At 24.3% G+C, this 22,436-nt stretch carries 29 protein-coding genes and 1 riboswitch; of the genes, 25 read left to right on the top strand and 4 right to left on the bottom strand.

What is annotated here, in order from left to right; genetic code table 11:
* Positions 1-265: 265 nt before the first annotated feature.
* The 7 genes from IR152_RS15775 to IR152_RS15805 all read left to right on the top strand — a co-directional run bounded on the left by IR152_RS15775 (position 266) and on the right by IR152_RS15805 (position 5,989).
* Positions 266-1,021, top strand: coding sequence for a ParA family protein (locus tag IR152_RS15775; RefSeq protein WP_227452874.1), 756 nt, complete (start codon positions 266-268; stop codon positions 1,019-1,021).
* 18 nt (positions 1,022-1,039) lie between these two features.
* Positions 1,040-2,407: a ParB/RepB/Spo0J family partition protein gene (locus IR152_RS15780; RefSeq protein ID WP_227452875.1), complete on the top strand. Its 1,368-nt coding sequence runs from the start codon at positions 1,040-1,042 to the stop codon at positions 2,405-2,407.
* 63 nt (positions 2,408-2,470) lie between these two features.
* Positions 2,471-3,013, top strand: coding sequence for a helix-turn-helix domain-containing protein (locus IR152_RS15785; protein ID WP_227452876.1), 543 nt, complete (start codon positions 2,471-2,473; stop codon positions 3,011-3,013).
* A gap of 159 nt (positions 3,014-3,172) precedes the next feature.
* The gene (locus tag IR152_RS15790; protein WP_227452877.1) at positions 3,173-3,388 is read left to right on the top strand and encodes a hypothetical protein; all 216 of its coding nucleotides are present in this window, start codon (positions 3,173-3,175) and stop codon (positions 3,386-3,388) included.
* Positions 3,389-3,391: 3 nt separating this feature from the next.
* Positions 3,392-4,282: a Fic/DOC family protein gene (locus tag IR152_RS15795; RefSeq protein WP_227452878.1), complete on the top strand. Its 891-nt coding sequence runs from the start codon at positions 3,392-3,394 to the stop codon at positions 4,280-4,282.
* Positions 4,283-4,326: 44 nt separating this feature from the next.
* On the top strand, positions 4,327-5,028 hold the full coding sequence (locus IR152_RS15800; protein WP_227452879.1) for an ADP-ribosyltransferase: 702 nt from the start codon (positions 4,327-4,329) through the stop codon (positions 5,026-5,028).
* Positions 5,029-5,353: 325 nt separating this feature from the next.
* Positions 5,354-5,989 (top strand): recombinase family protein, encoded by a 636-nt coding sequence (locus tag IR152_RS15805; protein WP_227452880.1) that lies wholly within the window; start codon positions 5,354-5,356, stop codon positions 5,987-5,989.
* Positions 5,990-6,271: 282 nt separating this feature from the next.
* Here the strand turns inward: IR152_RS15805 and IR152_RS15810 are convergent, their stop codons facing one another.
* Together IR152_RS15810 and IR152_RS15815 are read right to left on the bottom strand one after the other, a co-directional pair.
* On the bottom strand, positions 6,272-6,499 hold the full coding sequence (locus IR152_RS15810; RefSeq protein ID WP_227452881.1) for a hypothetical protein: 228 nt from the start codon (positions 6,497-6,499) through the stop codon (positions 6,272-6,274).
* 16 nt (positions 6,500-6,515) lie between these two features.
* Complete coding sequence (locus IR152_RS15815; protein WP_227452882.1) at positions 6,516-6,761, bottom strand: hypothetical protein; 246 nt, start codon at positions 6,759-6,761, stop codon at positions 6,516-6,518.
* Between the two features lie 1,806 nt (positions 6,762-8,567).
* Here IR152_RS15815 and IR152_RS15820 point away from each other — a divergent pair.
* Complete coding sequence (locus IR152_RS15820) at positions 8,568-9,773, top strand: hypothetical protein (protein WP_227452883.1); 1,206 nt, start codon at positions 8,568-8,570, stop codon at positions 9,771-9,773.
* Positions 9,774-10,307: 534 nt separating this feature from the next.
* Here the strand turns inward: IR152_RS15820 and IR152_RS15825 are convergent.
* On the bottom strand, positions 10,308-10,532 hold the full coding sequence (locus tag IR152_RS15825) for a helix-turn-helix domain-containing protein (protein WP_227452884.1): 225 nt from the start codon (positions 10,530-10,532) through the stop codon (positions 10,308-10,310).
* A gap of 377 nt (positions 10,533-10,909) precedes the next feature.
* Here IR152_RS15825 and IR152_RS20110 point away from each other — a divergent pair, with 377 nt between their 5' ends.
* Complete coding sequence (locus IR152_RS20110; RefSeq protein WP_021424697.1) at positions 10,910-11,041, top strand: hypothetical protein; 132 nt, start codon at positions 10,910-10,912, stop codon at positions 11,039-11,041.
* A 5-nt stretch (positions 11,042-11,046) separates the two neighbouring features.
* Here IR152_RS20110 and IR152_RS15830 read toward each other — a convergent pair whose 3' ends face one another.
* The gene (locus tag IR152_RS15830) at positions 11,047-11,448 is read right to left on the bottom strand and encodes a helix-turn-helix domain-containing protein (RefSeq protein WP_227452885.1); all 402 of its coding nucleotides are present in this window, start codon (positions 11,446-11,448) and stop codon (positions 11,047-11,049) included.
* Between the two features lie 181 nt (positions 11,449-11,629).
* Between IR152_RS15830 and IR152_RS15835 the strand changes: the two genes are divergently transcribed.
* The 16 genes from IR152_RS15835 (at position 11,630) to IR152_RS15905 (ending at position 22,393) form a co-directional block, all read left to right on the top strand.
* Positions 11,630-11,812 (top strand): hypothetical protein, encoded by a 183-nt coding sequence (locus IR152_RS15835; RefSeq protein WP_109277234.1) that lies wholly within the window; start codon positions 11,630-11,632, stop codon positions 11,810-11,812.
* 89 nt (positions 11,813-11,901) lie between these two features.
* The gene (locus IR152_RS15840; protein ID WP_021424700.1) at positions 11,902-12,111 is read left to right on the top strand and encodes a helix-turn-helix transcriptional regulator; all 210 of its coding nucleotides are present in this window, start codon (positions 11,902-11,904) and stop codon (positions 12,109-12,111) included.
* Positions 12,112-12,115: 4 nt separating this feature from the next.
* A riboswitch (cyclic di-GMP riboswitch) is annotated at positions 12,116-12,200 on the top strand.
* Between the two features lie 173 nt (positions 12,201-12,373).
* Positions 12,374-13,021 carry a hypothetical protein gene (locus IR152_RS15845; protein ID WP_227452886.1) on the top strand — a complete coding sequence of 216 codons (648 nt, stop codon included), beginning with the start codon at positions 12,374-12,376 and terminating at the stop codon, positions 13,019-13,021.
* Between the two features lie 350 nt (positions 13,022-13,371).
* On the top strand, positions 13,372-13,728 hold the full coding sequence (locus tag IR152_RS15850; protein ID WP_227452887.1) for a hypothetical protein: 357 nt from the start codon (positions 13,372-13,374) through the stop codon (positions 13,726-13,728).
* Between the two features lie 129 nt (positions 13,729-13,857).
* Positions 13,858-13,986 (top strand): hypothetical protein, encoded by a 129-nt coding sequence (locus IR152_RS20115; protein WP_255624912.1) that lies wholly within the window; start codon positions 13,858-13,860, stop codon positions 13,984-13,986.
* 905 nt (positions 13,987-14,891) lie between these two features.
* Positions 14,892-15,182 carry a hypothetical protein gene (locus IR152_RS15855; protein WP_227452888.1) on the top strand — a complete coding sequence of 97 codons (291 nt, stop codon included), beginning with the start codon at positions 14,892-14,894 and terminating at the stop codon, positions 15,180-15,182.
* A gap of 8 nt (positions 15,183-15,190) precedes the next feature.
* A complete protein-coding gene (locus IR152_RS15860) occupies positions 15,191-15,739 on the top strand; it encodes a prepilin peptidase (RefSeq protein WP_227452889.1) in 549 nt (182 codons plus the stop codon).
* Between the two features lie 16 nt (positions 15,740-15,755).
* The gene (locus tag IR152_RS15865; protein WP_227452890.1) at positions 15,756-16,538 is read left to right on the top strand and encodes a Flp pilus assembly protein CpaB; all 783 of its coding nucleotides are present in this window, start codon (positions 15,756-15,758) and stop codon (positions 16,536-16,538) included.
* 11 nt (positions 16,539-16,549) lie between these two features.
* Entirely contained in the window at positions 16,550-17,335 is a 786-nt protein-coding gene (locus IR152_RS15870; RefSeq protein WP_227452891.1) for an AAA family ATPase, read from the top strand.
* Positions 17,335-18,708, top strand: a complete 1,374-nt coding sequence (locus IR152_RS15875) for a CpaF/VirB11 family protein (RefSeq protein ID WP_227452892.1) — start codon at positions 17,335-17,337, stop codon at positions 18,706-18,708. Before IR152_RS15870 ends, IR152_RS15875 begins: the two co-directional genes overlap by 1 nt.
* A gap of 13 nt (positions 18,709-18,721) precedes the next feature.
* On the top strand, positions 18,722-19,669 hold the full coding sequence (locus tag IR152_RS15880; protein ID WP_227452893.1) for a hypothetical protein: 948 nt from the start codon (positions 18,722-18,724) through the stop codon (positions 19,667-19,669).
* Positions 19,670-19,680: 11 nt separating this feature from the next.
* Positions 19,681-20,544 carry a secretion protein F gene (locus IR152_RS15885; RefSeq protein WP_227452894.1) on the top strand — a complete coding sequence of 288 codons (864 nt, stop codon included), beginning with the start codon at positions 19,681-19,683 and terminating at the stop codon, positions 20,542-20,544.
* A 10-nt stretch (positions 20,545-20,554) separates the two neighbouring features.
* Complete coding sequence (locus IR152_RS15890; RefSeq protein ID WP_227452895.1) at positions 20,555-20,971, top strand: DUF4320 family protein; 417 nt, start codon at positions 20,555-20,557, stop codon at positions 20,969-20,971.
* A complete protein-coding gene (locus tag IR152_RS15895; protein WP_227452896.1) occupies positions 20,962-21,507 on the top strand; it encodes a hypothetical protein in 546 nt (181 codons plus the stop codon). Before IR152_RS15890 ends, IR152_RS15895 begins: the two co-directional genes overlap by 10 nt.
* 88 nt (positions 21,508-21,595) lie before the next feature.
* Positions 21,596-21,844: a MerR family transcriptional regulator gene (locus tag IR152_RS15900; protein WP_021424717.1), complete on the top strand. Its 249-nt coding sequence runs from the start codon at positions 21,596-21,598 to the stop codon at positions 21,842-21,844.
* Positions 21,845-21,871: 27 nt separating this feature from the next.
* Positions 21,872-22,393 (top strand): hypothetical protein, encoded by a 522-nt coding sequence (locus IR152_RS15905; RefSeq protein ID WP_102815139.1) that lies wholly within the window; start codon positions 21,872-21,874, stop codon positions 22,391-22,393.
* Positions 22,394-22,436: the final 43 nt, after the last annotated feature.

The raw sequence follows: 22,436 nt of genomic DNA on the forward strand, positions 1-22,436 counted from the left end.
GATAAACAAGTAAGTAAAACTATAAATCAAAGAGCCAAGTATGATAAGACTTCAAAATCAAAGGACATTATCATAATGGCTAAAGATAAGAAGATAAAAGAATTAGAAGAAGAAAATAAAAAACTCAGAGAACAATTAGAGGTTCTTAGAGGTAAATTATATGAAAAATTATAGACTACATAAAATATATGTAGTCTATGTATAAAACAAGTAAGATTAAGTCTTGTGTTGAGATATACACGAGATATAAAAAGGAGATTTAAAAATGAAAACTATATGTGTTTATAATATAAAAGGTGGAGTAGGTAAAACTACAACAACTATAAATATTTCAGCAATTTTAGCTGAAAAAGGATATAAAGTATTAATGGTAGATGCAGACCCACAGGCTAATTTATCAAATACATCTGAAAATTATAATTATAAAGATTATACAATAGCAGAGTTACTAACTAAGAAAGGTATGTCTACTAATGAAGTAATAATAAAAACAGAATTTGATAATATTGATTTAATAACATCAGATATACGATTTTCTTATTCAGAAAGAGAAATATTACTTGACATGGGAAGGAAGCAACACGATAGATTAAAGAAAGCCTTAGAACAAGTTAAGGATATTTACGATTATTGTATTATAGATTGTCCTCCAGCTTGGAATTTAATAACAACAAATATTTTACATGCAAGTGATGAAGTGTTGATTCCACTTGTGGTTGACCGATATGCAATTGATGGTGTAAATGATTTAATGCAAAAAATTAATGAAATTAAAGAGGAATTTAACCCGAATTTGAATATAATGGGTTGTTTTGTAACGAGAGATGAACCCACAACTGTAAATAAGCAAGTAAAAGAAGGCTTAAAAGAATTTCTAGGAGACATTCTTTTGAAGGTAAGCATAAGAAAAAATGTATCTGTTCCAGAATCAACTTTCGAATGTAAACCAGTAATCTTTTATAAGAAAAATTCAAATGCAAGTAAAGATTATTATAGTTTAGTAAGGGAATTAAATTTATAAAAATGGAGGACTTCATATATGGCTAAAAATTTCATGAAAAATAATACAGTAACTAAGTTAGAAAATATAAAGAATGAGGTTCAAAAAGTTGAATTAAAAGAGCAAGAACAATTTAAAATAGAATTTATACATATAGATGATATTGTTCCAAGTCCAAAAAACTTTTATAGTATTAATGATAAAGAAGTAGAAGATGTTGCTAATAGTATTCTTGAAAATGGATTATTTCATAATCTTATAGTGAGAAAGTTAGAAAATGGGAAATATGAAGTGGTAAGTGGTGAAAAACGATATACTGCACATAAAAGATTAGTAGAGCAAGGATATAAGAAATTTTCTCTTGTACCATGTCAAGTGAAGGTTTTGAATGAAGTGGATGCAGAGATAGCACTAATTGAAGCAAATGCATACACTAGAACATTAACTGATTTTGAGAAAGTTACACAAACAAAAAGATTAATTCAATTATATAGAGAGAAAAAACGTAATGGTGAAAAATTAAATATGAGAGAATCTGTAGCTGAAAAATTAAATATAAAATCTACACAAGCTCAAAGATATATGTCAATAGCAAGTAAATTAATTCCCGATTTACTTAAGCTATTAGAAACTAATGGATTATCTATCGCAAGTGCAAGTGAATTTTCTAATTTATCAGAAGAAAATCAAAAAGTTCTATATCAAGCAATTAAAGATAGAGATAATAAATTAGAAATCACTAAACAAGAAGCAAATGATTTAAAAAATAAATACAAAGAGTTAGAGGAAGAAAAAAATATAATAGAAAAAAAATATCAAAGTAAGATTGAACAACTTGAAAAAGATAACAAGGAAAAAGAAAATGAATTAAAAGAAGCAACTAATGATATTAATGAAAAAATAGATAAAGTTAAAGAAGAAATGAAGGGTAAGAATGAAAAAGAAATAGAAGAATTTTATAAAGAAATAGAGCACCTTGAATCTGAAAGAAAAGTATTAGAGAATAAATATGAAGAAATAACAGAGGAACATAGGAAAGAATTAGAAAAGATAAAAGAAGAACAACTTGAAATTATATCTAAAGCTGATAAAGATGCAAAGATTAAAGCAGAAAATATAATACGAGATTTTGAAGAAGAACAGAAAAAAATGAAAAAAGAAAATGAAGCAATAAAATTAGAGAATGAAAAACTAAAAAAAGAATTAGAAAATAAAAATATTGATGAAAGTGAGAAAAAAGCTATTTATGAAGTAAAAACAAAATTAGATACAGTCAAATCTGATGTAATAAGAATTACAACTTTGATAAAAAATGTACCTTTAGATGAAAAAATGACAAAGGACTTTGATGTTTTAAAGAGCTTATTTGATACATTAGAATCAACGTTAAAAATACATGGTAAATAAAAATATAGAAATTAAAGAGGGGTGTTCTCAGGGGACACCTCTCTTTAAAAAGAGGTGTAATAGATGGATTTAGTAAAAAAAATAATTAGTAAAAAAAATGAAATGAACTTAAGTAGAGTGAAGTTTGCAAGATATATAGGAGTATCAATTAGGACTATTGAAAGACTTGAAAATGGTGAAAGAGTAGCATCAAAGACATTAAAAAAAATAGTTGAATCTTTAGATTTAGATGTAGATTATCATGAGTATGCTGATATTCAAGTAAAAAAAATCCAATTTTTAAGTTGGAATGGAGGTAAGAGCACTAGAGTATATATTTATGAAGAATGGATTGAATATTTGAGAATATCAAAAGAATACCCAAAAGTAGATTTATTTTTTTATGAAGATGAAATTTGGATAAAGAAGCATAGGGAAAAGTATATTGAAGATGTAAATTTGATTGATAAAGCTACTAAAACAATATTTTTTAGTAATACATTGAAATTAACCATACCTATTAATTGGTTAAGAGAGATGAACATAAGTGAAAAAGAATCTTATGTATCTTTGAATTTATGCAAGGATAAAATAATACTAAAAAAAGCTGATAAAGTATTAAAATGATACAAGTTAATTTTTTTATTTAACGTTATGCGTAGCATAGTGTTTCTAATAGATGTAACAATAATATTTGTTATAATATAAGTATGGTTCTATTAGAAAAATAAAAAAAATCACTTGTAAGTTGCCGACAGGTGAAAAGACATATATTAGGAGGATACTATGGAGGAATACTTAATCAAAAATACAACTAAAGAGCGAAGAAGAGAATTTGTTGATGGGGCTTTAGCGATTGGTTCGATTGATTCAAGAGAACCAGAATTAGATGTGAAAAAATTAATGGATGAATATGTGGATGGAAATAAAGAACTTGAAGATGTCAGAATTGAAATAATTAAATTGTATGAAAGAAAATATAATGTAAAAAAGGAGAATTAGAATATGAAGGATATATATTTATATGATGATGCTCCTGTATTGAAAAATAAATTTGGAATAAAGGATAGTGAAACATTAGAAAGATTTGAAGCTGCAATGACACATCCAAGATTTGTTAATGTTGATGGGATAATGAAAAATGAAAGAATTGACTTTGAATATCTAAAAAAACTACATAAGCATTTGTTTGATGATATTTATAGTTGGGCAGGAGAGCCAAGACAAATTAATATTGAGAAACCAGAGAAAGTCTTGAATGGTTTAAGTGTAGAGTATTGCGATTATAAATCAGTAGAAAAAGAAGCAACACTCGCTTTAAAAGAGCTGAAAAATATTAAATGGTCCGAATTAGATTTATCTGAAAGAGCAGAGTTATTTTCTAAGGGTATATCGAAGTTATGGAAAGTACATGCTTTTAGAGAAGGTAATTCTAGAACTATAATGACTTTTGCTGTTCAATTTGCAGAACGTAATGGATTTTATCTGGATAAAGAAATATTTAGAACATATTCTGATTATGTAAGAGATTCACTAGTGTTAGCTTCAATTGGTGAGTATTCTGAACATAAGCATCTAATAACAATAATAAAAGACTCTATGGAAATAGGAGAAAGAAAATTTTTAAGAAGTAATACATATGTAAAATTTAATTCATCATTTAATGAAATTAATAAAAATGATGTATATGATTTTGGACATGCAGAAGAATTAATTATGGCATTATCAGAAAAATATAATGTTAATGAACAAATAAAATTATCAATATTTCTTGACAAAGGATGTAAAAAAGAGCTGATTAGTGGGTGTATTGATTTGAAAAATTGTAAAGAAAAACTATCGTATATCATCAAAAAAGACAAAAGGGTAGTAAAAATAGAAGAATTAGAAAGATAGAGGTTGTAATTAAACTATAATAGCAATATTTGAGGAGATATATGTTGAATAATTTTTTTAATGAACGAGTAAAGAGATATGGATATATTAATAGAACACTAAGTAATAAATCGAAATATAAAAGATTTCGTTCTGTAAAGGAAGCAGATAACTGGGGAAATACTTACTACAAGTCATGGGCAGAAAAGTATTTAAAAACTATAAAAATAACTAAGATTGCAAGAACAGATTTTCTTAAACCTATAGAAACCTATTGTGGTGAAGGGTACAGAGAAATAAATAGTTACCTAAGAAATGTAAAAGATAGGAAAAAGGATTGTGATTATATATATCATGAATTATCTCATATATTAACTATGGTATTGAGTAGTGCACCTAAAATTCCTGATAATATAATTACTTATAGGTTAGTTGATGATAATTTTATTAAAAAATTAATTATAAACAACAAAAAAAATCCGTATTCAGCAATCCAAGAAAAAGGTTTTTTGAGTACAAGTCTTTCTACTAATATAGTGAAATCTAGTCAACCATATGCTGATTATGAGAACTTATTAAAAATCTATGTTAGGAAAAATTCAATTGGTGTATATGTAAACACCGTTACTATTAGAAAAGAACAAGAATTATTATTATATCCAGGAGGTCACTTAGCTTTAATAAGGTATCCATATATAAATATAATATTGAACAAGAGAATATATGAATGTGAATTAATCTATCCAGAATGTTTATATGACTATTAGAAGTTTATAAAAGTGGAAATTAGTTTACATGGTTTTTTATATAGTAATTTATAAATAATCAAGATAAAAATTTACTGCACTAATATTATATAATATTAAGAATTATATATTTATTAGATATATTAAGAAAAATATGATAATTATTAGTTTGGTTAAACCAACGTTTAACCGTACGCACAATATTTGTATTATTTTTACATAAAATCATTGGAAATTAACAAAAAAATATGTTCGACAATATAAAAACAAGAAAAATAGTTTAACCGTACAAAAATATAATGCTATACTCTAACTATAGTAAAAATAGTGAAGGAGTAAAATTTATATGATAATTGGATATGAAAGAGTAAGTACTAAAAAACAAAACAATAGTAGACAAGAAAGAGTCCTAGAAGAAGAAGGAATAAAATTCAATAAAATATATAGAGATAAAACAACAGGAGCTACAAAAGAAAGAGAAGCATTAAGCAGAATGTTAGCAGAAGTGAGTGAGGGAGATATTGTTTACTGTGAGTCTATAAGCAGGTTAGGAAGGAATTTAAAAGATTTAATTGATATTATAGATGTATTAGTTCAAAAAGGTGTAAGAGTGAAAATATTAAAAGAAGGTATAGACACAGGAAACAGTACCTATAAGCTATTATTAGGTATCTTTGGGGCAGTTGCAGAAATGGAGAGAGAAACAATTCAAGAGAGAACTCAGCAAAAAATAAATCAATTGAAAGAAGATAAAGAAATTACAGGTAAAATAAATACAAAAAGTGGTAAGTGGTTTGGAAGAAAAAAAATAACTAAAGAAGATTTAGAAAATAAGAAAGAATTTGTTAAATATTATTCAAAAATTAAAGATAAAAGCATGAATAAAATTGAAGTAGCTAAAATTTTAGGAATAGGTAGAACAACCTTATATGAATGGATATTAATATATGAAGGTGGACAAGTAAAAAGAAAAAAATTTTGACCAACTAAAAAAATATGATAAGCTATAGCGATAAAAAACAGACTGAAAGTGACTACATTACTTAGAATTTTGACTTTAAATTTAAAATAATTTCTTTGTTTAAAATAAAAGATTTAATGGTTGCTTTAAGACGTTGGATTTAATAAATGCATAATCATAAAGGGGGATGATTATAAAGGTGTTAAAAGCCAAAATAAAGGATGGTTTTTTATAATGTATATTTTCATTTTATATTAGTTAAATCTAATATCTGTAACTTCATTCAAATTTATTTCTTTAAAATTATTTTCTGGATGATATAATTCTACTGTCAGTAATTTTGATAATATTATTATCAAAATATTGTAATAATACAGATTGCAATTGTAAGGATAACAATTTAGAATATATTATTTTAAAGTTCTTGATATAGTCTTTTGAACTTTCCATTAATACGATTTCTATATTTTTTAAAATATATTTATTTGTATCTATTTCCATTAATATATTATTTGTATTTGAATTATACATACTATTCCCTCCCCCACTATATACAATCATTAATTAATTTACTATCAGCTTTAAATGTAATAGCCATACTATAATTACCTAGTCTTATAAATTCAGTGTTTATATTTTCTAATTTGTGAATTTTAGTTCTTTTTCTGTTTCCATTTTCATCTTCATATACAAGTGTCTTTTCTGTTCTACTTATAATTTTGATTTTGAATTTACAATCTCTATCACAAATACTACTTGTTTCATAAGTTCTACCAACTAAGAATTTTATCATTATCTTACCTCCATAAAAATTAATTATAAGAATTAAAAAGTCGAGTTGTTTTTTTGTTGAGCTGAAGATTTCATATTTGCATTAGTTTGTCAAAAAGCTCTGCTAAGTATAATTTTTTTGGCCAACGTTCTTAGGCTAAAAAAAATTTATACTGGTTTTGACAAAATAAAAAAATATGGTAAGCTATTGCGAGAAAAAAACGACTAAAAATAAATACATTACTTATTTTAATGGTTTAATGATTTTGACTTTAATAAATACATTATATTCATAAAAGCTCTTAGATTAGATTGTAAAGACCTTTAGGTTGTGAAAGTATAATTACATTACTTGTTTAATTTATAAGGCTTGAAATTGAAATAAGGAGATTTTTATTATATGGATGAACTATAGTTATTAATTTCCAAAACTATATGATATAATTATAGAAGCAAGAAGATTAAAACTATATTTTAAGAGTGGAGTTCATACTAAAGATAAAAACCAACTTCCTAAAAGGAAGGAGGTGGAAGTATGAACGAGTTTTTACTTAGTGTTTTAGCAAGTTTAGCAGCTAGTGTAATAATTTACTTAATTAGTAAGTTAAACAAAAAAGTAAAAAGCCACTCTGTGCGATGTGAACTGTACCCATTGTTTTATACAGTTAAAACATGTAAAAGTAGCTATAAAGTACTAGTGTCAATCATTAGTACTTTTTTTATTTTATTTATTTTCATAGATAAAGTCAGTTTAATTTAATATATCCTAGTAGGAATAAATTATTTAAAATATTCACATACAAAAAATAAACTTATAAAAAAGATTTTCAATTAAAAAACGAAATTATTTTTCACTTTATTTCCGATTATTATTACTTTAAATAATAATCGGCTTTAGATCAGAATGACTTAAAAATTAAATATAGAAATATTATTTTAAAAACCACTTTTTTATATCTAATAAAAAGTGGTTTCTAAAATGAGTAAATTATTAAAATTTGCATAAAAAGTAATTTTCTTTTACTTATTATACCATAATGACTACTCTTCTATATATAGAAACAATTATTTTAAATATTTTTATGGCTAATCTTCATTGGTCAATAAAAGTATTAAAAGTTAAAGTCTCCTATTGCAAAAAAAATAATTAATTATTGTTGAATTTATATTGTAATAATGGTAGTATAAAAAATGGTAAGATATAATAGTAAAAGAATATAATTTAAATGAAAATGAAACAAATCAATTAAAGAAGTCTATACTTCATTCTGCAACTGAGGTAAAAATAAATACTACTGATTTAAATAAAGATGAAAAAGAGTTGATTTTTGCTTTTGCAAATCGTTTTAAACATTTAAATCATTAAGATAAAGAAGAAATTAAGTCTATTAAAAAAAAAATAGACTCAAAAGAATTGAATGGTTTCTCTACTCGGAATGACTAAATAACCTCATTACAAAAACTGATAATATTAAATATTATTATAAAAATAATTGCAAAAAATTAAAATATAAAATATAATATAAGAAAACAAATAAAAAAAGCCTACAAACACAGGATTGATAAGGAACGCCAATTCACTTACCAATCTGACAATTAATACTTAAAGTAGAAAGGAAATATTAATTATCATGTGCCTATGTAGACCTTATTTACTTCATAATTTATGATTATAATATCATATTTTATGATTACTTGCAATACTTTTAATGCTTATTTTAGATTAAATCTGATGGAAGTTACTGTAAATCTGATGTCTCAAAGCCTTGATATATAACAATATTAAGGCTTTTTTATATGTTTTACACATATAAAGGAGGTATTTCAAATGGATAGACAGTTTGCAGTAATACATAATTTAAAACCTGTTGCTAGAATATCAAAATCTACCCTTAAAGATATACTGGGTATCTTTAAAATATCTACAAGAAAAATAGAGAAAACAGATAGCTCTGTTTGTAATTCATGTGATATTAGAAAAAATTATTCTTTACATAAAGATAAATTAGATGAATTTTGTTCAAATTGTCCTAAAATAAAAACTTTTACAGAGTTTTCTTATGTAATTGAAAAAGAAATTAATAAAGGTAAACGTAAAGATATAGTAGAGATCATAACAGATAGAAATAAAAATATCTCTTTAAGTAAAGCAGCTATTAAACAATTTATAGCATATCACTTTATACCTTGCAATCAAAGCTTAGTAAGAAAATCTGTTTCTTTTAAAAATATAGCTGATATATGTAATATTTCTGTTGTAACTGCAAGATATAATCACTCTATTTTAATTGATGCTGGATTGGTTTATTCTACAGAAGTTAAAAGAGGTAGATTTGATATAGTTATAGATAATGAATATAAAAGTCATTTAAAAAAATCTGAGGGTGGACAAGGTTATGTAACTATGTCTTTAGATACATTAAAACATTTATTTGAATTTGATAATGTTAATGAGTTAAAATTAGAAATAAAAAAATTACTTTATGCTGATGCTAATACAAAATTTAAAAAAATTAAATTTAATAAAAAAAATCTTATATCTGTTCTTCCAGATTATTTAAAAAAATCAAGTAAGCGTTTAGACGCTTTTCTAAAAGCTTCTAAGACTTTATTTGATATAAGTAACAATAGAATAGATACAAGTTGTTATGAAACGAAAGCAAAGATTAAAAATAAATATATTAATATTATTAAAGAAAAGATAGTAACATTCTTTAATGATACTGGTTGCTCTTTAAGTAATAACTATAGTAAAGTTCTTTCACAGATTGACTTAGATAAATATGGATTATTTAAAAAAGATTTAATCAGAAAACTTGAACTAGAAAAAGAACTTATTATAAATGATTTAGTTGATTTATCTATACAGTATAGTATTAATAGAGTCCTAAAAACTCTAAACTATATTTTTAATGAATATACTGTTAATAAAAATGATACAAATTATAATGAAATAAAGAATCCAGGTGCATTTGTAAGAACCATCATTCTTGAAAATATAAATGAAAATGGAAGTTTAAAAATAGTAATATAATATTAAAAATATAAAAATCTAATATAAGGAGTAGTTCAAAAAATTTAGTTTTGGCTACTCCTATTAGTGTTTGTATTCAACTTCTCATATATAAAGAAATAGAACTGTTTAGAGTATAAAACACCTTATTAGTTCTATTTTTTATGCTTTTTTAGGTTAAATCTTATACACAATAGAAAGTTTTTTATTAATAATAGAAAATTTTTTATTAATAAGTAAAAGTTATTTATATACAGATTAAAAAAAATTTAAAGTTATATTTCTTAAGAATATTGTAATTACTATATTTTTCGTACAATAATTATTCACTAATTATTGTATTTAATTTCTGTATTAATTTCTGTATTAATTTCTGTTATAAAAAAATAATGTTGTTTACTTATATTTATTAAAAAATAGCACTGATTAAAGTACTATTTTTAGTTTCTTTTTGCATAGAAATGTTTTGGAACAGAACCAAAAAATACAATTCTCTTCTTTAACAAAATATAATAATATATTGATCTAATTATAATATTTCTACCCCTTCTATAATTATTCTTTTGATTCAAGTTCTTTTTCAATAAAATATTCTGCAAGTTCACGAGGCTCAATAGAAAGGGCTTCTGAAAGTGATATAATTCGTTTTATAGTTGGACTATGTACGAAGTAATCTTTCTCCAAATCAGAGATATAACTTTGACTTATATTAGCCAATTTACTCAACTCATTTTGAGTAAGATTTTTTAATTTACGATTAGATTTTAACACATTTTTCATATCATTATGCTGAAAAAACACATTTAAGTTTGTATATATACATATTTTTTAATTATAGGTCAATATTTTGTTCAGCAATTAATCACCTCCATTTACATTATATGTCGAAAAATAGAAAAATAAATAATTTTTTCTATAATACATATTTAGTAAATACTGGAAAATATTAAAAATATCATAATTCTATAAATTTAAAATGAAAATATATTGTATTGGTGTAGAATAAATTATATTTTATGAAATATATATGAAAATATGTAAAAAAACAACTGAAATATGGGTCGTACCAATATTTTTGAAGTAATTTTTTGTGCTAAAATGTAAATAAGTTAAAAGATTAATTATAGGGTAAAAGATTATTCTTAGGGGGAAATGGTATGATAGAAAAAGAACTTGAAGAAAAAATGAAAAAAGAAATGATTCATATTATAAAAATTATTCGTAATGAAAGAGTTCTTGAATTTACTTATCAATATTTAAAACGAATAGAAAAAAAAATAGCCCATTAACAGGGTTATTTTTTTATGATACCTTTAATAAGTTTTTCTATTATTTCTAAATACTCATCATCTAACTCTGGTAATAACTCAATAATATTTCTCATTTTAGATTTGTTATCAAGAGCTATATCTGAAAAAATATCTGGTAATATTTGTAGCAATAATTTTTCTTCTGATTCACTTAAATAATCTCTATCTTTATCACCAACTCCATAAAGAAGCCAGTCCTTATTTATATTAAATTTAGAACAAAAGTGGTTAACATATAATTTACTAGCCACCATACGACCGTTTTCAATATTTGCAACTACATTTCTAGTGACACCTAATATTTCTCCGAGTTGCTCTTGAGTTAGATTTTTTTCTCTTCTTATTTCAACAAATCTTGTTTTTGTATCTTTATCTATTTCGCACATAAAATCACCTCTTTAGATTATTATACCATTGAATTATGTGTTAGGCTACACAACTATTTTATTAAAGGTGTATATTATTACATTTATCTATTGAAAAAAATAATAAGCAATGGTATAATGTGTATATATACACCAATATGGCTATATAATTGTATATATACACGCGCAAAGAGGTGGTTTTATGAAAGATAAAGAGAATTTAATAGCAAGAATAAAAAGTCATTTATATGAAGTAAAAGATGTAAATGATTTGGATAATATAGAAAAATTAGCATATTGGTTTCATTCATTACAAAATTCATCTACTAATAATAAAAAATCTGATGAAAAAGAGAAAACTAATGTAGATGTAAATAATTTATAGCTTAATTTGTGACACAATAAAAATTATTGTGTTAATTTTTAAAATATATTATTTATTTTAAATAAAAAAACAAAGAAGGTGATTTTTAATTGAAAAAAAATAAATTATCTGTATTAAGAGAAAAAAGTGGTCTTACAAAAACTGATGTTGCTATATTTCTAAACATGACAACATCTGGAATTACAGGAATTGAGAGGTCTACAAAAATAAGTTTAGATAAAGCTATAAAACTATCTAAAATATACGGTGTTTCTATTTATGATATCTTTAATGCGAGTAGAGAATTTATGGAAGCATAAAAACTAAATATAAGGGCAAAGCTAGAGAAATTTAGTGACGCAAAACTATAGGGACTAAGGCTAATTAGCTAAGTCAGCCAGTTGCCGAAAAGAGATTGTCTTTTTGTAACTTAATATAAAAGATGCTCTAAGGTATCTTTTTTTTAGTTTGTAATTGAATTGGCAAAAAATATGTTAACAAACTAAAAATGTCCCAAAATGTAACAAATGTAATAAAAATTAAATAACTCTATATTTATGTACTTTTTTAAGGAGGAGTAAATTGAGAGAATTAGATAAAGAAAAAATAAGACATCTATATTTAAAAGGACATAATGCAAAAGAAATTTCAATTTTATTAAAAGTAAACTTTGAAAGTGTAAGAAAATGCATAAGTAGAAATTTTGCTCATTTGAAAGATATACATAAAAAGAATAGTGATTCTGCTGTAGATAAGGTAAAAGAACTATATTCAGAAGGGTATAATGCGAGGGAAATAGCAGATATTTTAAATAAAGAAGCAAATACAGTTAAATTATACATCTATAGAAATTGTGTGGATTTAAAAAAGATACATAAAAAGAATAATGAAAAGGTAGTAGATATAGAAACAGTAAAAAGATTATATACAAAAGGATATAAAGCAAAAGAAATAGCAGACATTTTAAATAAAGAAGCAAATACAGTTAATTTATGCATTTATAGAAATTGTATGGATTTAAAAAAGATACATAAAGAAAATCGAATAATAAGAAGAGATACTTTGAAATTACTAGACAGGCAGAATAAGACTCATATAAATGATAGCTCACTTCTTAAATATAATAGACAAAGTTATGAAAATGATAGAAATGGTAATTTGAAATTTGATGAAAGAAGAGGTTCAAAACCATATGATATACCTAAAAGATATAAAAAAAATATATTTTAGTATCTAATTAAAAAAGTCCCCTGGGGACTTAGATATTAAAAGTTAAAGAGATTATGTGTAAGTAGCTCTATGAAACTGAATCTATATATGGAATTTATTAAATAGATTTTATATACAGGTTCAGTTTCAAATAAAGATTTTGGGAGACAGATATTTGTCTCCTTCCCCCTCTTTTTTACAGACAGTAAGAATTTTCATATCATTTATACTAGTTGAAAAATTAATTAAAATAGAGATAAATTTATCAAAGAAAAATAAATCTTTTATTACATGATAAAAATGTTTCTAGGGAACTTAAAGTACAGATTAAATTTAAAATATATTAAGTATATTTTGTTGGGAGGATTTATATGAGTACCTCGATTTTAGCAATGTTTTTACTAGGGATTTTAGTTATAACTTTAGTAAGTTTCTGTAGCTTTATAGTTTTGAGTGAAAATGAAAATGAGAAGTTATGTGATTTTCTATTATCAGTATCAATTTGGTTTATTATATGTTTTTTATTACTTTTTATGCATTTAGGGAACGTTAAGAATAATGAATATAGAGAAGAAGAAAAGATATATAAATTTGATTATAAATTAGAAAATAACATAGTAACAAATATAGAATCTAAAGGTTTTGTGAATTTAGAAGAATTAAATAAAATTCAATTTTCTAGAATATGTGTTTATTCTTCATATGATAGTCTAGGAACTCTTAGATAAATAGTAAAAGAAAAAGTAAAAGATGTATCATTTATATCTTATATAGAACGAAAATCAGGTGAAAAGACTAAAGAGGATTTAGATAGTAAATCTCCTTATAATGATAAAGATTGTAATTATTTAGTATTCATGAATAAAAATAATGAAGTAATTAGGTTTGCTCCATTAAATAAAGATTATGAAATATTAGATACAAATTTTAAAGAATATAACAATGAAAATACAATATTTGAATTTGAAACAAAAGAAATTGGATAAAAAACAATTTATAAATTAAAGTAGTTTTTATTTAATAAATTCTCTAGAAAATAAGTCCCCTAGGGGTTTCTTTTATTTACTTAACTTATTTAATTCTAAATTAGAATTTATACATGAGAAAGATTAGAAAATATATAAATTACAGTTTTTAAATTTAGAGAGTCAAATATAAAAACTTATATGTTAGAAAATTCCGTAGAAAAAGTTAAATAATCAATAATTCAAGAAAGGAGTCCCTTGGGGGCTTCTTTTTTTGATTGTAAAATTTATGAGAATAAATTGAAAGGAGTTGAAAATCATGCTTGTTGTTGTACCCTTATCTTTATTAATGTTAACTTTTCTTTTAGTTATAAATGTGATTTCCGAATCAAATTTATAATATAATCTAGGAGGTTTTTTATGAATAACAATATATCAAGAGGTAAAACTAGGAAAATTGACATAGGATCATCAGGACTTATTTTAATAGGATTGAGTATTGTGTTATTTTTAATTGTTTGGATAATGGAACTAATGAATAATTACTTAGAATTTCATTATATAAATTATACAAAAGAAATTTTAATTTTATCGAACATTTTTAAATTTTGATTTACATATTTATGTATACATTAGTTACGTTTTTAGTTATATATCTTTTAAATGAACTAAACTGTATTAAACAAATAGAATTTATACTAGTTTCTAATCTGTTTTTATTAGTATTTGTAGGAATATTGTTAGTTATTGTAGGAATATTGTCTTTAATAAAATATATACTAGAGTATAAAATTAAAAAAATAGAAAAATTTAAGTAGAAGATAAAAGAAATATGTCCCCTGGGGACTCTTTTTAATTTGATTACAAAAAGTACTTTCTAGGGGTACTTTTTTTTATATAGATAAAATTAAAAAGGAGGAAAAACAATGAAAAATTTGTTATTAGGTACTAAAATGATAACTCAATCTAGTAATTTTATGTTAGCAATTAATTCTTTTATTTTAAGAGTACAAGGTAAATTTAAAAGAATAATAGTGAAACATAAAAAAATCTTATGTGATTCTAATGGTGCTATTGAATTTACTCTTCAAAATATACTAGTAGGGATACTACTTATTGTTGTAGCAGGACTTTTGTTAAAGTTCTTATCAGGTTTTCTTAATGATGATCTGTTCCCAAAATTTAAATCTATTATTATTAATATGTTTGGTATATAGATGAAAATATGAAACATTATATATTATCGAAGATAAGTATTTTACCAAATGGTGAAAAAATAAGATTGAGTTTAAAAGATTGGATTCTATTAATATTACTTGAAATAATATTGTCTGTTATAATATTTGATTTTTTTAAAGACGTTGTTTTGATTATTAAATATTTTATTTATGTACAGATATTATTGTATACAAGTTATGTAGATTCTAAAACTAAAATTATACCTAATGAAATTCATATTTTAATATTCTTGTTAGGTATAATAAATATTGATTTTTATTCATCTGTACTAAATTTATTTGTATTATCTTTACCATTTTTCATAGCTGCATATATAACAGGAGGTATCGGAGGAGGAGATATAAAATTTATGGCTAGTAATGGATTTTTTATTGGTTTTAAAGGGATTGAAACATTTAAATTTATTACAGGAAGTTTGTTACTAGCATTATTAATTAATTTTATAGTGCTAATAATTAATAAAAAGGCATTTAAAAAACAAATTGCATTAGCACCTTATTTATCCATAGGGTGCTTTTTATCATGTCTAATATAATAAGTGGAGGTAAGAAATGGATAGTATAAAAATGTTGTTTAGAAATAAAAAGTTTATTGGTTTATTATCATTGATAATAGGTTGTTCTATAGCATTTATCTCACCTACTTATCAGAAAATAAAATCTCAAACGACTTTTGTAAGAGTATTAAAAACAATAAAGCGAGGAGAAAAAATAAATGATAGTCAAGTTAGAGAAATAAATACATCAGACTCAAAAAGTTTACCATCATCATCTTTAAAACAAAAAAGGGATGTGGTTGGTAAATATGCAATTGTAGATATGGAAAAAGATGATCTTGTCTTAAAGTCAAAAGTATCAATGCAACCTGTAGCCGAGAACGAGTATTTATATGGTTTAAATGGCGAAAAAAGAGCTATTTCTATAACAATAAAAGACTTTGCATCAGGTCTTTCTGGAAAACTACAAACAGGAGATATAATTTCTATAATAGCTACTGATTTTGGTGATGATAAAAAGACTATAGAACCACCAGAGTTAAAATATGTAAGAGTTTTAGCAGTAACAAATGCTAAAGGAGCTGATAAAGAAAATGATGTTATAAAAGGAGATGAAAACGAAAATGAAAATGATTTACCAACAACAATAACAGTCATGGCTAATGAAGAACAAACAAAATTATTAGCTAAGTTGGAAGTTGAAAGCAAAATGCACATTTCTCTAATCTATAGAGGAACAGATTATTATGCAGAAAAATTTATAAAGGAACAAGATAAAGCAATAAAATCACTTACAACTAAAACTTTAGATGTAAATACATCAAAAACTGAAGAGTAGGAGTGTGAAAAATGGCAAAGAAATTTATTGCTATATGGGGTAGCCCAAATAGTGGTAAAACAACATTAAGTATAAAGATTGCTAGAGAATTTTCTTTGAAAAAAGAAAATGTCCTTATTATCTTTTGTGACTATTTATGTCCAGTAGTTAATACTGTTTTACCATATTCAAAAGAACAGGATAAGTCTATAGGAAATGTTTTGTCTGCAATTTCTTTGGAAAGAGAAACCATATTTGAAAATCTTGTCACAGTGGATAAGAATAAATATATAGCGACATTAGGATACAAACAGTCAGAAAATTTATATTCATATCCAGAATATTCAAGTGAAAGAGTAGTTACATTTTTTAATATGCTAAAAAAAATGGATTGTTTTGATTATGTAATTGTTGATTGTTCAAGTTATTTTTTAAATGACCAACTGACTACAATTGCACTAGAAATTGCTAATGATGTCATTAGAACTATTACTCCAGACCCTAAATCAATATCATATTTTGATTCAAGTTTACATTTATTAATAGACCAAGCCTTTGATATAAGCAAACATATACCAGTTTTATCAAGTGTCAGAGAGTCAGATGCAATAAATGATATTGAAGAAGTTTATAATATAAAGAATGAAATATATTATTTAGAAGAAGTAAGAGAACAACTTCTTTGTGGTGAATTATTTTCTGAATTATTTTCTAAAAGAAAAAAAATATATAATAATCAAATTAAAAATATAGTATCCTTAATATCTAATCAAGAATTAAAAGAAAAAAATAAATTTTTTAGGAAAGGAAAAAATTGATGGATTTTACATCAGAATTTAGAAATTCTAATTCAAACAAAAAAGTTATATCTTTGAAAAATAATTCTGATTTAGATTATAGGGAGTATCAAGATGTTTTAGAAGAAATTAGAGAATTTATAACTACAAAATATTCTGGTTTAATAAATAAAGATGATGTACAAAGAAAAGAACAATTAAGAGCTTATATATCAAAATATATAGATGATTATGGGATAATTATAAAAGACAAGTCTAAAGAAGATTTGGTAAAAGAATTAATCTCTGCAACATCAGGATTTGATTTTTTAGATAAATACCTCTTTAATAGAAATGTAGAAGAAATAAATATAAATGGATGGGATTCAACAAGAATAACTTTTAGAGATGGACATAAAGAGTTTACAAAAGAGAAGTTTAGTAGTCCAGAACATGCAGTTAACGTAATACGAAAGTTACTTAGAAAATCCAATATAACTTTTGATAATTCTAAACCAATTGTAAGAGGGCATTTATCAAAGAATATAAGAATTACAGCAGTTGGAATGGGCTGTGTTGATTCTGATAGAGGTGTAGCAGTCTCAATTCGTATTATAAATCCACAAAATCTTACTATAGATGATTTTGTTAAAAAAGGTACTGGAACAAGACAAATGTTTGATACTCTTATTTTATGTTATAAATATGGCATTAGTGAATGTTTTGCAGGACCAACAAATAGTGGAAAGACAACAAGTTTAACTGGTGTACTTAGTGAAGCCGTTTCAAGTGATGATCGAATTGTAACTATAGAAGAAGAAGTTAGAGAGTTTGATTTAGTTAAAAGAAAAAATGGAGAAGTAATAAATGAGGCAATTCATCTGGTAACAAAACATAGTGAAGATTCAAGACAAGATATAGACCAAGAAAAATTGTTAGAAATATCTATGACTATGAACCCTGATTATTTTGTTATATCAGAAATGAAAGGTAGAGAAGCTTATGAAGCACAAAAAGCAGCAAATACAGGACATCCATTTATGACATCTTTACATACCAATTCTTGTAGAGATGGATATTCAAGAATAGTAGATTTATGTAAGTATAAATCTAATATGGATGATGAAACTTTATATAATAATGTGACTAAAGCTTTTCCAATTATGGTATTTCAAAAAAGATTAAAAGATTTCTCTAGAAAAATATTAGAGATAACAGAATGTGTTATAAATTTGGATGGAAAGAGAGAAATTAAAACATTATTTGAATATAAGATAGAGAAACAAATCAAGGTTGATGGAAAACTTCAAATTAAGGGAAGATTTGAAAAGGTAAATAATATCTCAGAGAATCTCATTAAAAGATTAATAGAAAATGGAATTACAGATGAAGAACTAGATAAAATATTAAATTAATAAGGGTGATGATATGGATTTGATAAGTTTAATTTCATTTATTGGAATTTCTGTAGGGATTTTAATAATGTGTGATGTATCACCAATAAAATTATATGAAGATATGATAAATTCTTTAACAAAAGATAAAGAAAAACATAATTTGAAAGATATAATTGCAATTGAAACAAAAAATAAGAAGGAAAAAGGATTAAAAAAAATAATCAAAGATGCTAAAAACATATTAGAGTCTACAAATAAGATAGGTGTATTTTCAACAATATGCATAATTTCTCTATTTTTATCAATATTAGGTATATTTTTATCAGTTTCAATAAATAATAATTTTTTAATACCAGTACTAATGATTGGTTTTTTAATTCTTCCATTTGAATATGTAAAATTTGCTTTTATTTTATATAAGAAGAAAGTTGATATAGAACTTAGTGTAGCTTTATCAATGATAACAACTTCATATATGAGAAATAGTGATATAGTAAATTCAATAGAAGAAAGTGTTGGTAATACAGGTTTGCATATAAGAAAAGAATTTGAATGTTTTTTAAATGAAGTAAATAATGTAAATTCAAGTGTTGAATTAGCTTTAAGAAACTTAAAATCAAAGTTTGATAATGATGTTTTTGAAGAATGGATAACAAGAGTAATTGCTTGTCAATCCAATCAAAATTTAAAAGCTCCATTATCATCCACTATAGAGAGGTTTGCATCAGTAGAAGTATTAAATAAGAAGAAACAAAGTAAAATACTTAATCGTACATTTTTGTTTATTATTATTAATGTCTTAATATACTTTATAATGTTTTTCTTGAAATTTATAAATGAAGATTGGGCAAATATATTATATTTTACATCTATAGGTAAACTTTTATTTACTTTAGTTGTTTTTACAACTTTTTTGGGTGTTTTAAAATTATTTAAACTATATGAGCCATCAAATTATAAAGATACTATCAAGAAATAGGAGGTGACATTTTGATATTCATTATTATAATACTAATTTCTTTTGGAGTTTATAAAATATTAGAAGGTAGTTTAAAATTACCAAGTCGAGTTTATTCTAGAGCATTATCACAAGTATTAAAAATCAACAGAAAAAGTCAATCTTTGGATGATTTTGTTCGTGATTGGGCTATAAAACTATCTAAATTCATAAAGCTGAATAATTATAGAAGAGAGATGATGAAATCTACATTAAAATCAGCAAATATAAAATTATCTCCCGAATCATATATAGCAAGTTCAATTATAAAAGCTTTAATTGTATTTTTGGTATCTATTATACCAATAGCTATGATTTTTCCAAAATTGAAAGCATTGTGTCTTATATTATCTATATATTATTTTTATACTGAAATAACGAAAGCAAACAGAATTATTAAAACTAAAAAAATGATAATAGAGTATGAGTTACCAGAGTTTGTATACTCAATTACACAAGAATTAAAATGTAGTAGAGATGTTGTAAGTATAATCAAAAACTATAAAGAAAGTGCGAATGAAGAGTTTAGACAAGAATTAGAGATAACATTAGCTGATATGACTTCTGGAAGCTATGTAGAGGCACTTAGAAGATTTGATTCTAGGATTGGTATTCAATCTTTAACAGAGATTGTTAGGGGGTTAATAGGTGTCATAACAGGAAATGATGAGGTAATATATTTTCAAACACTAGGATATAAATTGGAAAAATTCAGATACCAGAAACTAGAGGAATTAATAGAAAAGGAAGCAAAGGAGTTTGATAAATATATTGGATATATGGGATTAAGTTTCTTTATATGTATATTTGGAGTATTAGGAATAAATTTAGTTGATTCACTAAAAACTATGTTCTAGGAGGATGAAGATGAAGAATGTATTGAAAAATAATCATGGTTTTTGGGATTTGGCATTAGGAACTCCTATTATTTTATTTATAATATTTCTTATTATTGCATTTACAATTAATGTATTACCTGTGTTTACTACTAAATATCAGTTAGACCAATTTTCGAGTTCTCTCATGAGAGAAGCAGAATTGACAGGTGAGATTAATGAGAATATAGATAAAAGGATACAAACATTAAAAGAACAAACAGGTGTTGAACCAGATGAAATAAAATGGGATACAACATATATAAATGGAACACATAAGATTCAGATAAATGAAGAAATAAAGCTTACATTAAAAAAGACAGTTGATATTGGTTTCTTTGAATTTGGTTCTATACCAATAGATATTCCTTCCAAAGCAACAGGAAGGAGTGAGCAATATTGGAAGTAAAACAAATATTAAAAAATAAAGATGGAAACTCATTTATAATTGGTTTGGCAACTGTTCTAATAATTATAATATTGTTTGCTGCTATTTGTGAATATATGAGAAACCCACTTCTTTTAAAAAGTGTAAGAGATGGTTTTCAACGGTCAATAACATCAATTACAATAGAAAACTATGATGAATTATATCCATTTTTGAGACGTTCTTATGGAACTGCTTATAAATTGGGAAAAAATGATACATGGGAAGTAAATATTGATAAAGGGAATATAGAAGAGAGCTTGAAGAAAGAGCTTGGTCTTAAAAAAGAAGGAAATAAATATATAAAGCCTAAAGGTGATGGAGCTGAATATGAGATTAAGGATATAAATTTAGAAATTATAAATAGAGAAATTAATCCAAAAGACATTAGCAAAGCTGAAAAATTTACTGTTAAAGGTACTTTAAGTGTAAAGATTTATTCATCTTTTGGTTTTGAGAAAGTAAAACCCTTAGAAACTAAAATACAGGTATATAGTGCATGTTCTACTAAATTTTGATTGGAAAAAAGGTGAAAAAAAAGACTATTATATAATGAAAAAATATGAAAAATATGATATAATATACTTATAGAAGGAAGTGAGTATATTGAATTATAAACCTGAAGAATTTGCTAATATAATAGGTGTAACAGTTAGAACACTTAAAAACTGGGATAAAAGCGGAAAATTAAAGGCTTTTAGAACAGTAACAAATAGGATGTATTATACTGAGGAACATTATATAAAATTCATGGGAAAAAATGAAAAGTATATAATAGCTTTTAATTGTAAGTCAGAGGAAAAAAGACAAAGTATAAGAGACTATGCTAGATTTATTGGATGCGAGGAAATTTAATAAAATTCTTTAGAGAGGATTTTCAGTATGAAAAAACTAAATAAAAATAAATATATAATAATTATTTTCTCTATAATTATTGTATTAATGCTTAGTGTAGGTTTTTTTTTATCTTTAAAAAAACCAGGAGAGAAAATTCAAATAACTAAAAATGAAAATAAAGGAAAAGAACAAATTATTAATGTTAAAAAAGATGATTATATAGAGATTCCAACTGTAGATATATCAAACGGAAGTACAAAAATAAATGAACCTAAAAAAAATTTAAAAAATACTGTTAATAAGAAAAATAATACTGATGGTCAAATAAACAATACTTCAAAAGGAAAAGAAGGTACAAAGGAAGAGATACAAAAGAAAACAAGACCAATAAAAAGACCAAGTGATGCAAAAGATGAAGTGATACATAATTCTAATAATCAAGGGTCTGAGGATATTAGTGAGAATGAAGAAAGTAATAATAATGAAGAAGTATTGAATCCAGGTAATATACAAGAAGAAGTTAAAATGGAAGGTGAATGGGGAAATATAATAGCAAATATGAGATAGTTTAATATATAATAAAGTTAAGTTATTTATGAGGGGGAAAATT

The organism is Clostridioides sp. ES-S-0108-01 (assembly GCF_020662285.1).
Classification (GTDB): domain Bacteria; phylum Bacillota; class Clostridia; order Peptostreptococcales; family Peptostreptococcaceae; genus Clostridioides.

Bases quoted from the DNA above. Each gene is read 5' to 3' on its own strand.
- IR152_RS15775 (WP_227452874.1), top strand. From the start codon at position 266: ATGAAAACTATATGTGTTTATAATATAAAAGGTGGAGTAGGTAAAACT.
- IR152_RS15780 (WP_227452875.1), top strand. From the start codon at position 1,040: ATGGCTAAAAATTTCATGAAAAATAATACAGTAACTAAGTTAGAAAAT.
- IR152_RS15785 (WP_227452876.1), top strand. From the start codon at position 2,471: ATGGATTTAGTAAAAAAAATAATTAGTAAAAAAAATGAAATGAACTTA.
- IR152_RS15790 (WP_227452877.1), top strand. From the start codon at position 3,173: ATGGAGGAATACTTAATCAAAAATACAACTAAAGAGCGAAGAAGAGAA.
- IR152_RS15795 (WP_227452878.1), top strand. From the start codon at position 3,392: ATGAAGGATATATATTTATATGATGATGCTCCTGTATTGAAAAATAAA.
- IR152_RS15805 (WP_227452880.1), top strand. From the start codon at position 5,354: ATGATAATTGGATATGAAAGAGTAAGTACTAAAAAACAAAACAATAGT.
- IR152_RS15810 (WP_227452881.1), bottom strand. From the start codon at position 6,499: ATGTATAATTCAAATACAAATAATATATTAATGGAAATAGATACAAAT.
- IR152_RS15815 (WP_227452882.1), bottom strand. From the start codon at position 6,761: ATGATAAAATTCTTAGTTGGTAGAACTTATGAAACAAGTAGTATTTGT.
- IR152_RS15820 (WP_227452883.1), top strand. From the start codon at position 8,568: ATGGATAGACAGTTTGCAGTAATACATAATTTAAAACCTGTTGCTAGA.
- IR152_RS15825 (WP_227452884.1), bottom strand. From the start codon at position 10,532: ATGAAAAATGTGTTAAAATCTAATCGTAAATTAAAAAATCTTACTCAA.
- IR152_RS20110 (WP_021424697.1), top strand. From the start codon at position 10,910: ATGATAGAAAAAGAACTTGAAGAAAAAATGAAAAAAGAAATGATTCAT.
- IR152_RS15830 (WP_227452885.1), bottom strand. From the start codon at position 11,448: ATGTGCGAAATAGATAAAGATACAAAAACAAGATTTGTTGAAATAAGA.
- IR152_RS15835 (WP_109277234.1), top strand. From the start codon at position 11,630: ATGAAAGATAAAGAGAATTTAATAGCAAGAATAAAAAGTCATTTATAT.
- IR152_RS15850 (WP_227452887.1), top strand. From the start codon at position 13,372: ATGAGTACCTCGATTTTAGCAATGTTTTTACTAGGGATTTTAGTTATA.
- IR152_RS20115 (WP_255624912.1), top strand. From the start codon at position 13,858: ATGAATAAAAATAATGAAGTAATTAGGTTTGCTCCATTAAATAAAGAT.
- IR152_RS15855 (WP_227452888.1), top strand. From the start codon at position 14,892: ATGAAAAATTTGTTATTAGGTACTAAAATGATAACTCAATCTAGTAAT.
- IR152_RS15860 (WP_227452889.1), top strand. From the start codon at position 15,191: ATGAAACATTATATATTATCGAAGATAAGTATTTTACCAAATGGTGAA.
- IR152_RS15865 (WP_227452890.1), top strand. From the start codon at position 15,756: ATGGATAGTATAAAAATGTTGTTTAGAAATAAAAAGTTTATTGGTTTA.
- IR152_RS15870 (WP_227452891.1), top strand. From the start codon at position 16,550: ATGGCAAAGAAATTTATTGCTATATGGGGTAGCCCAAATAGTGGTAAA.
- IR152_RS15875 (WP_227452892.1), top strand. From the start codon at position 17,335: ATGGATTTTACATCAGAATTTAGAAATTCTAATTCAAACAAAAAAGTT.
- IR152_RS15880 (WP_227452893.1), top strand. From the start codon at position 18,722: ATGGATTTGATAAGTTTAATTTCATTTATTGGAATTTCTGTAGGGATT.
- IR152_RS15890 (WP_227452895.1), top strand. From the start codon at position 20,555: ATGAAGAATGTATTGAAAAATAATCATGGTTTTTGGGATTTGGCATTA.
- IR152_RS15905 (WP_102815139.1), top strand. From the start codon at position 21,872: ATGAAAAAACTAAATAAAAATAAATATATAATAATTATTTTCTCTATA.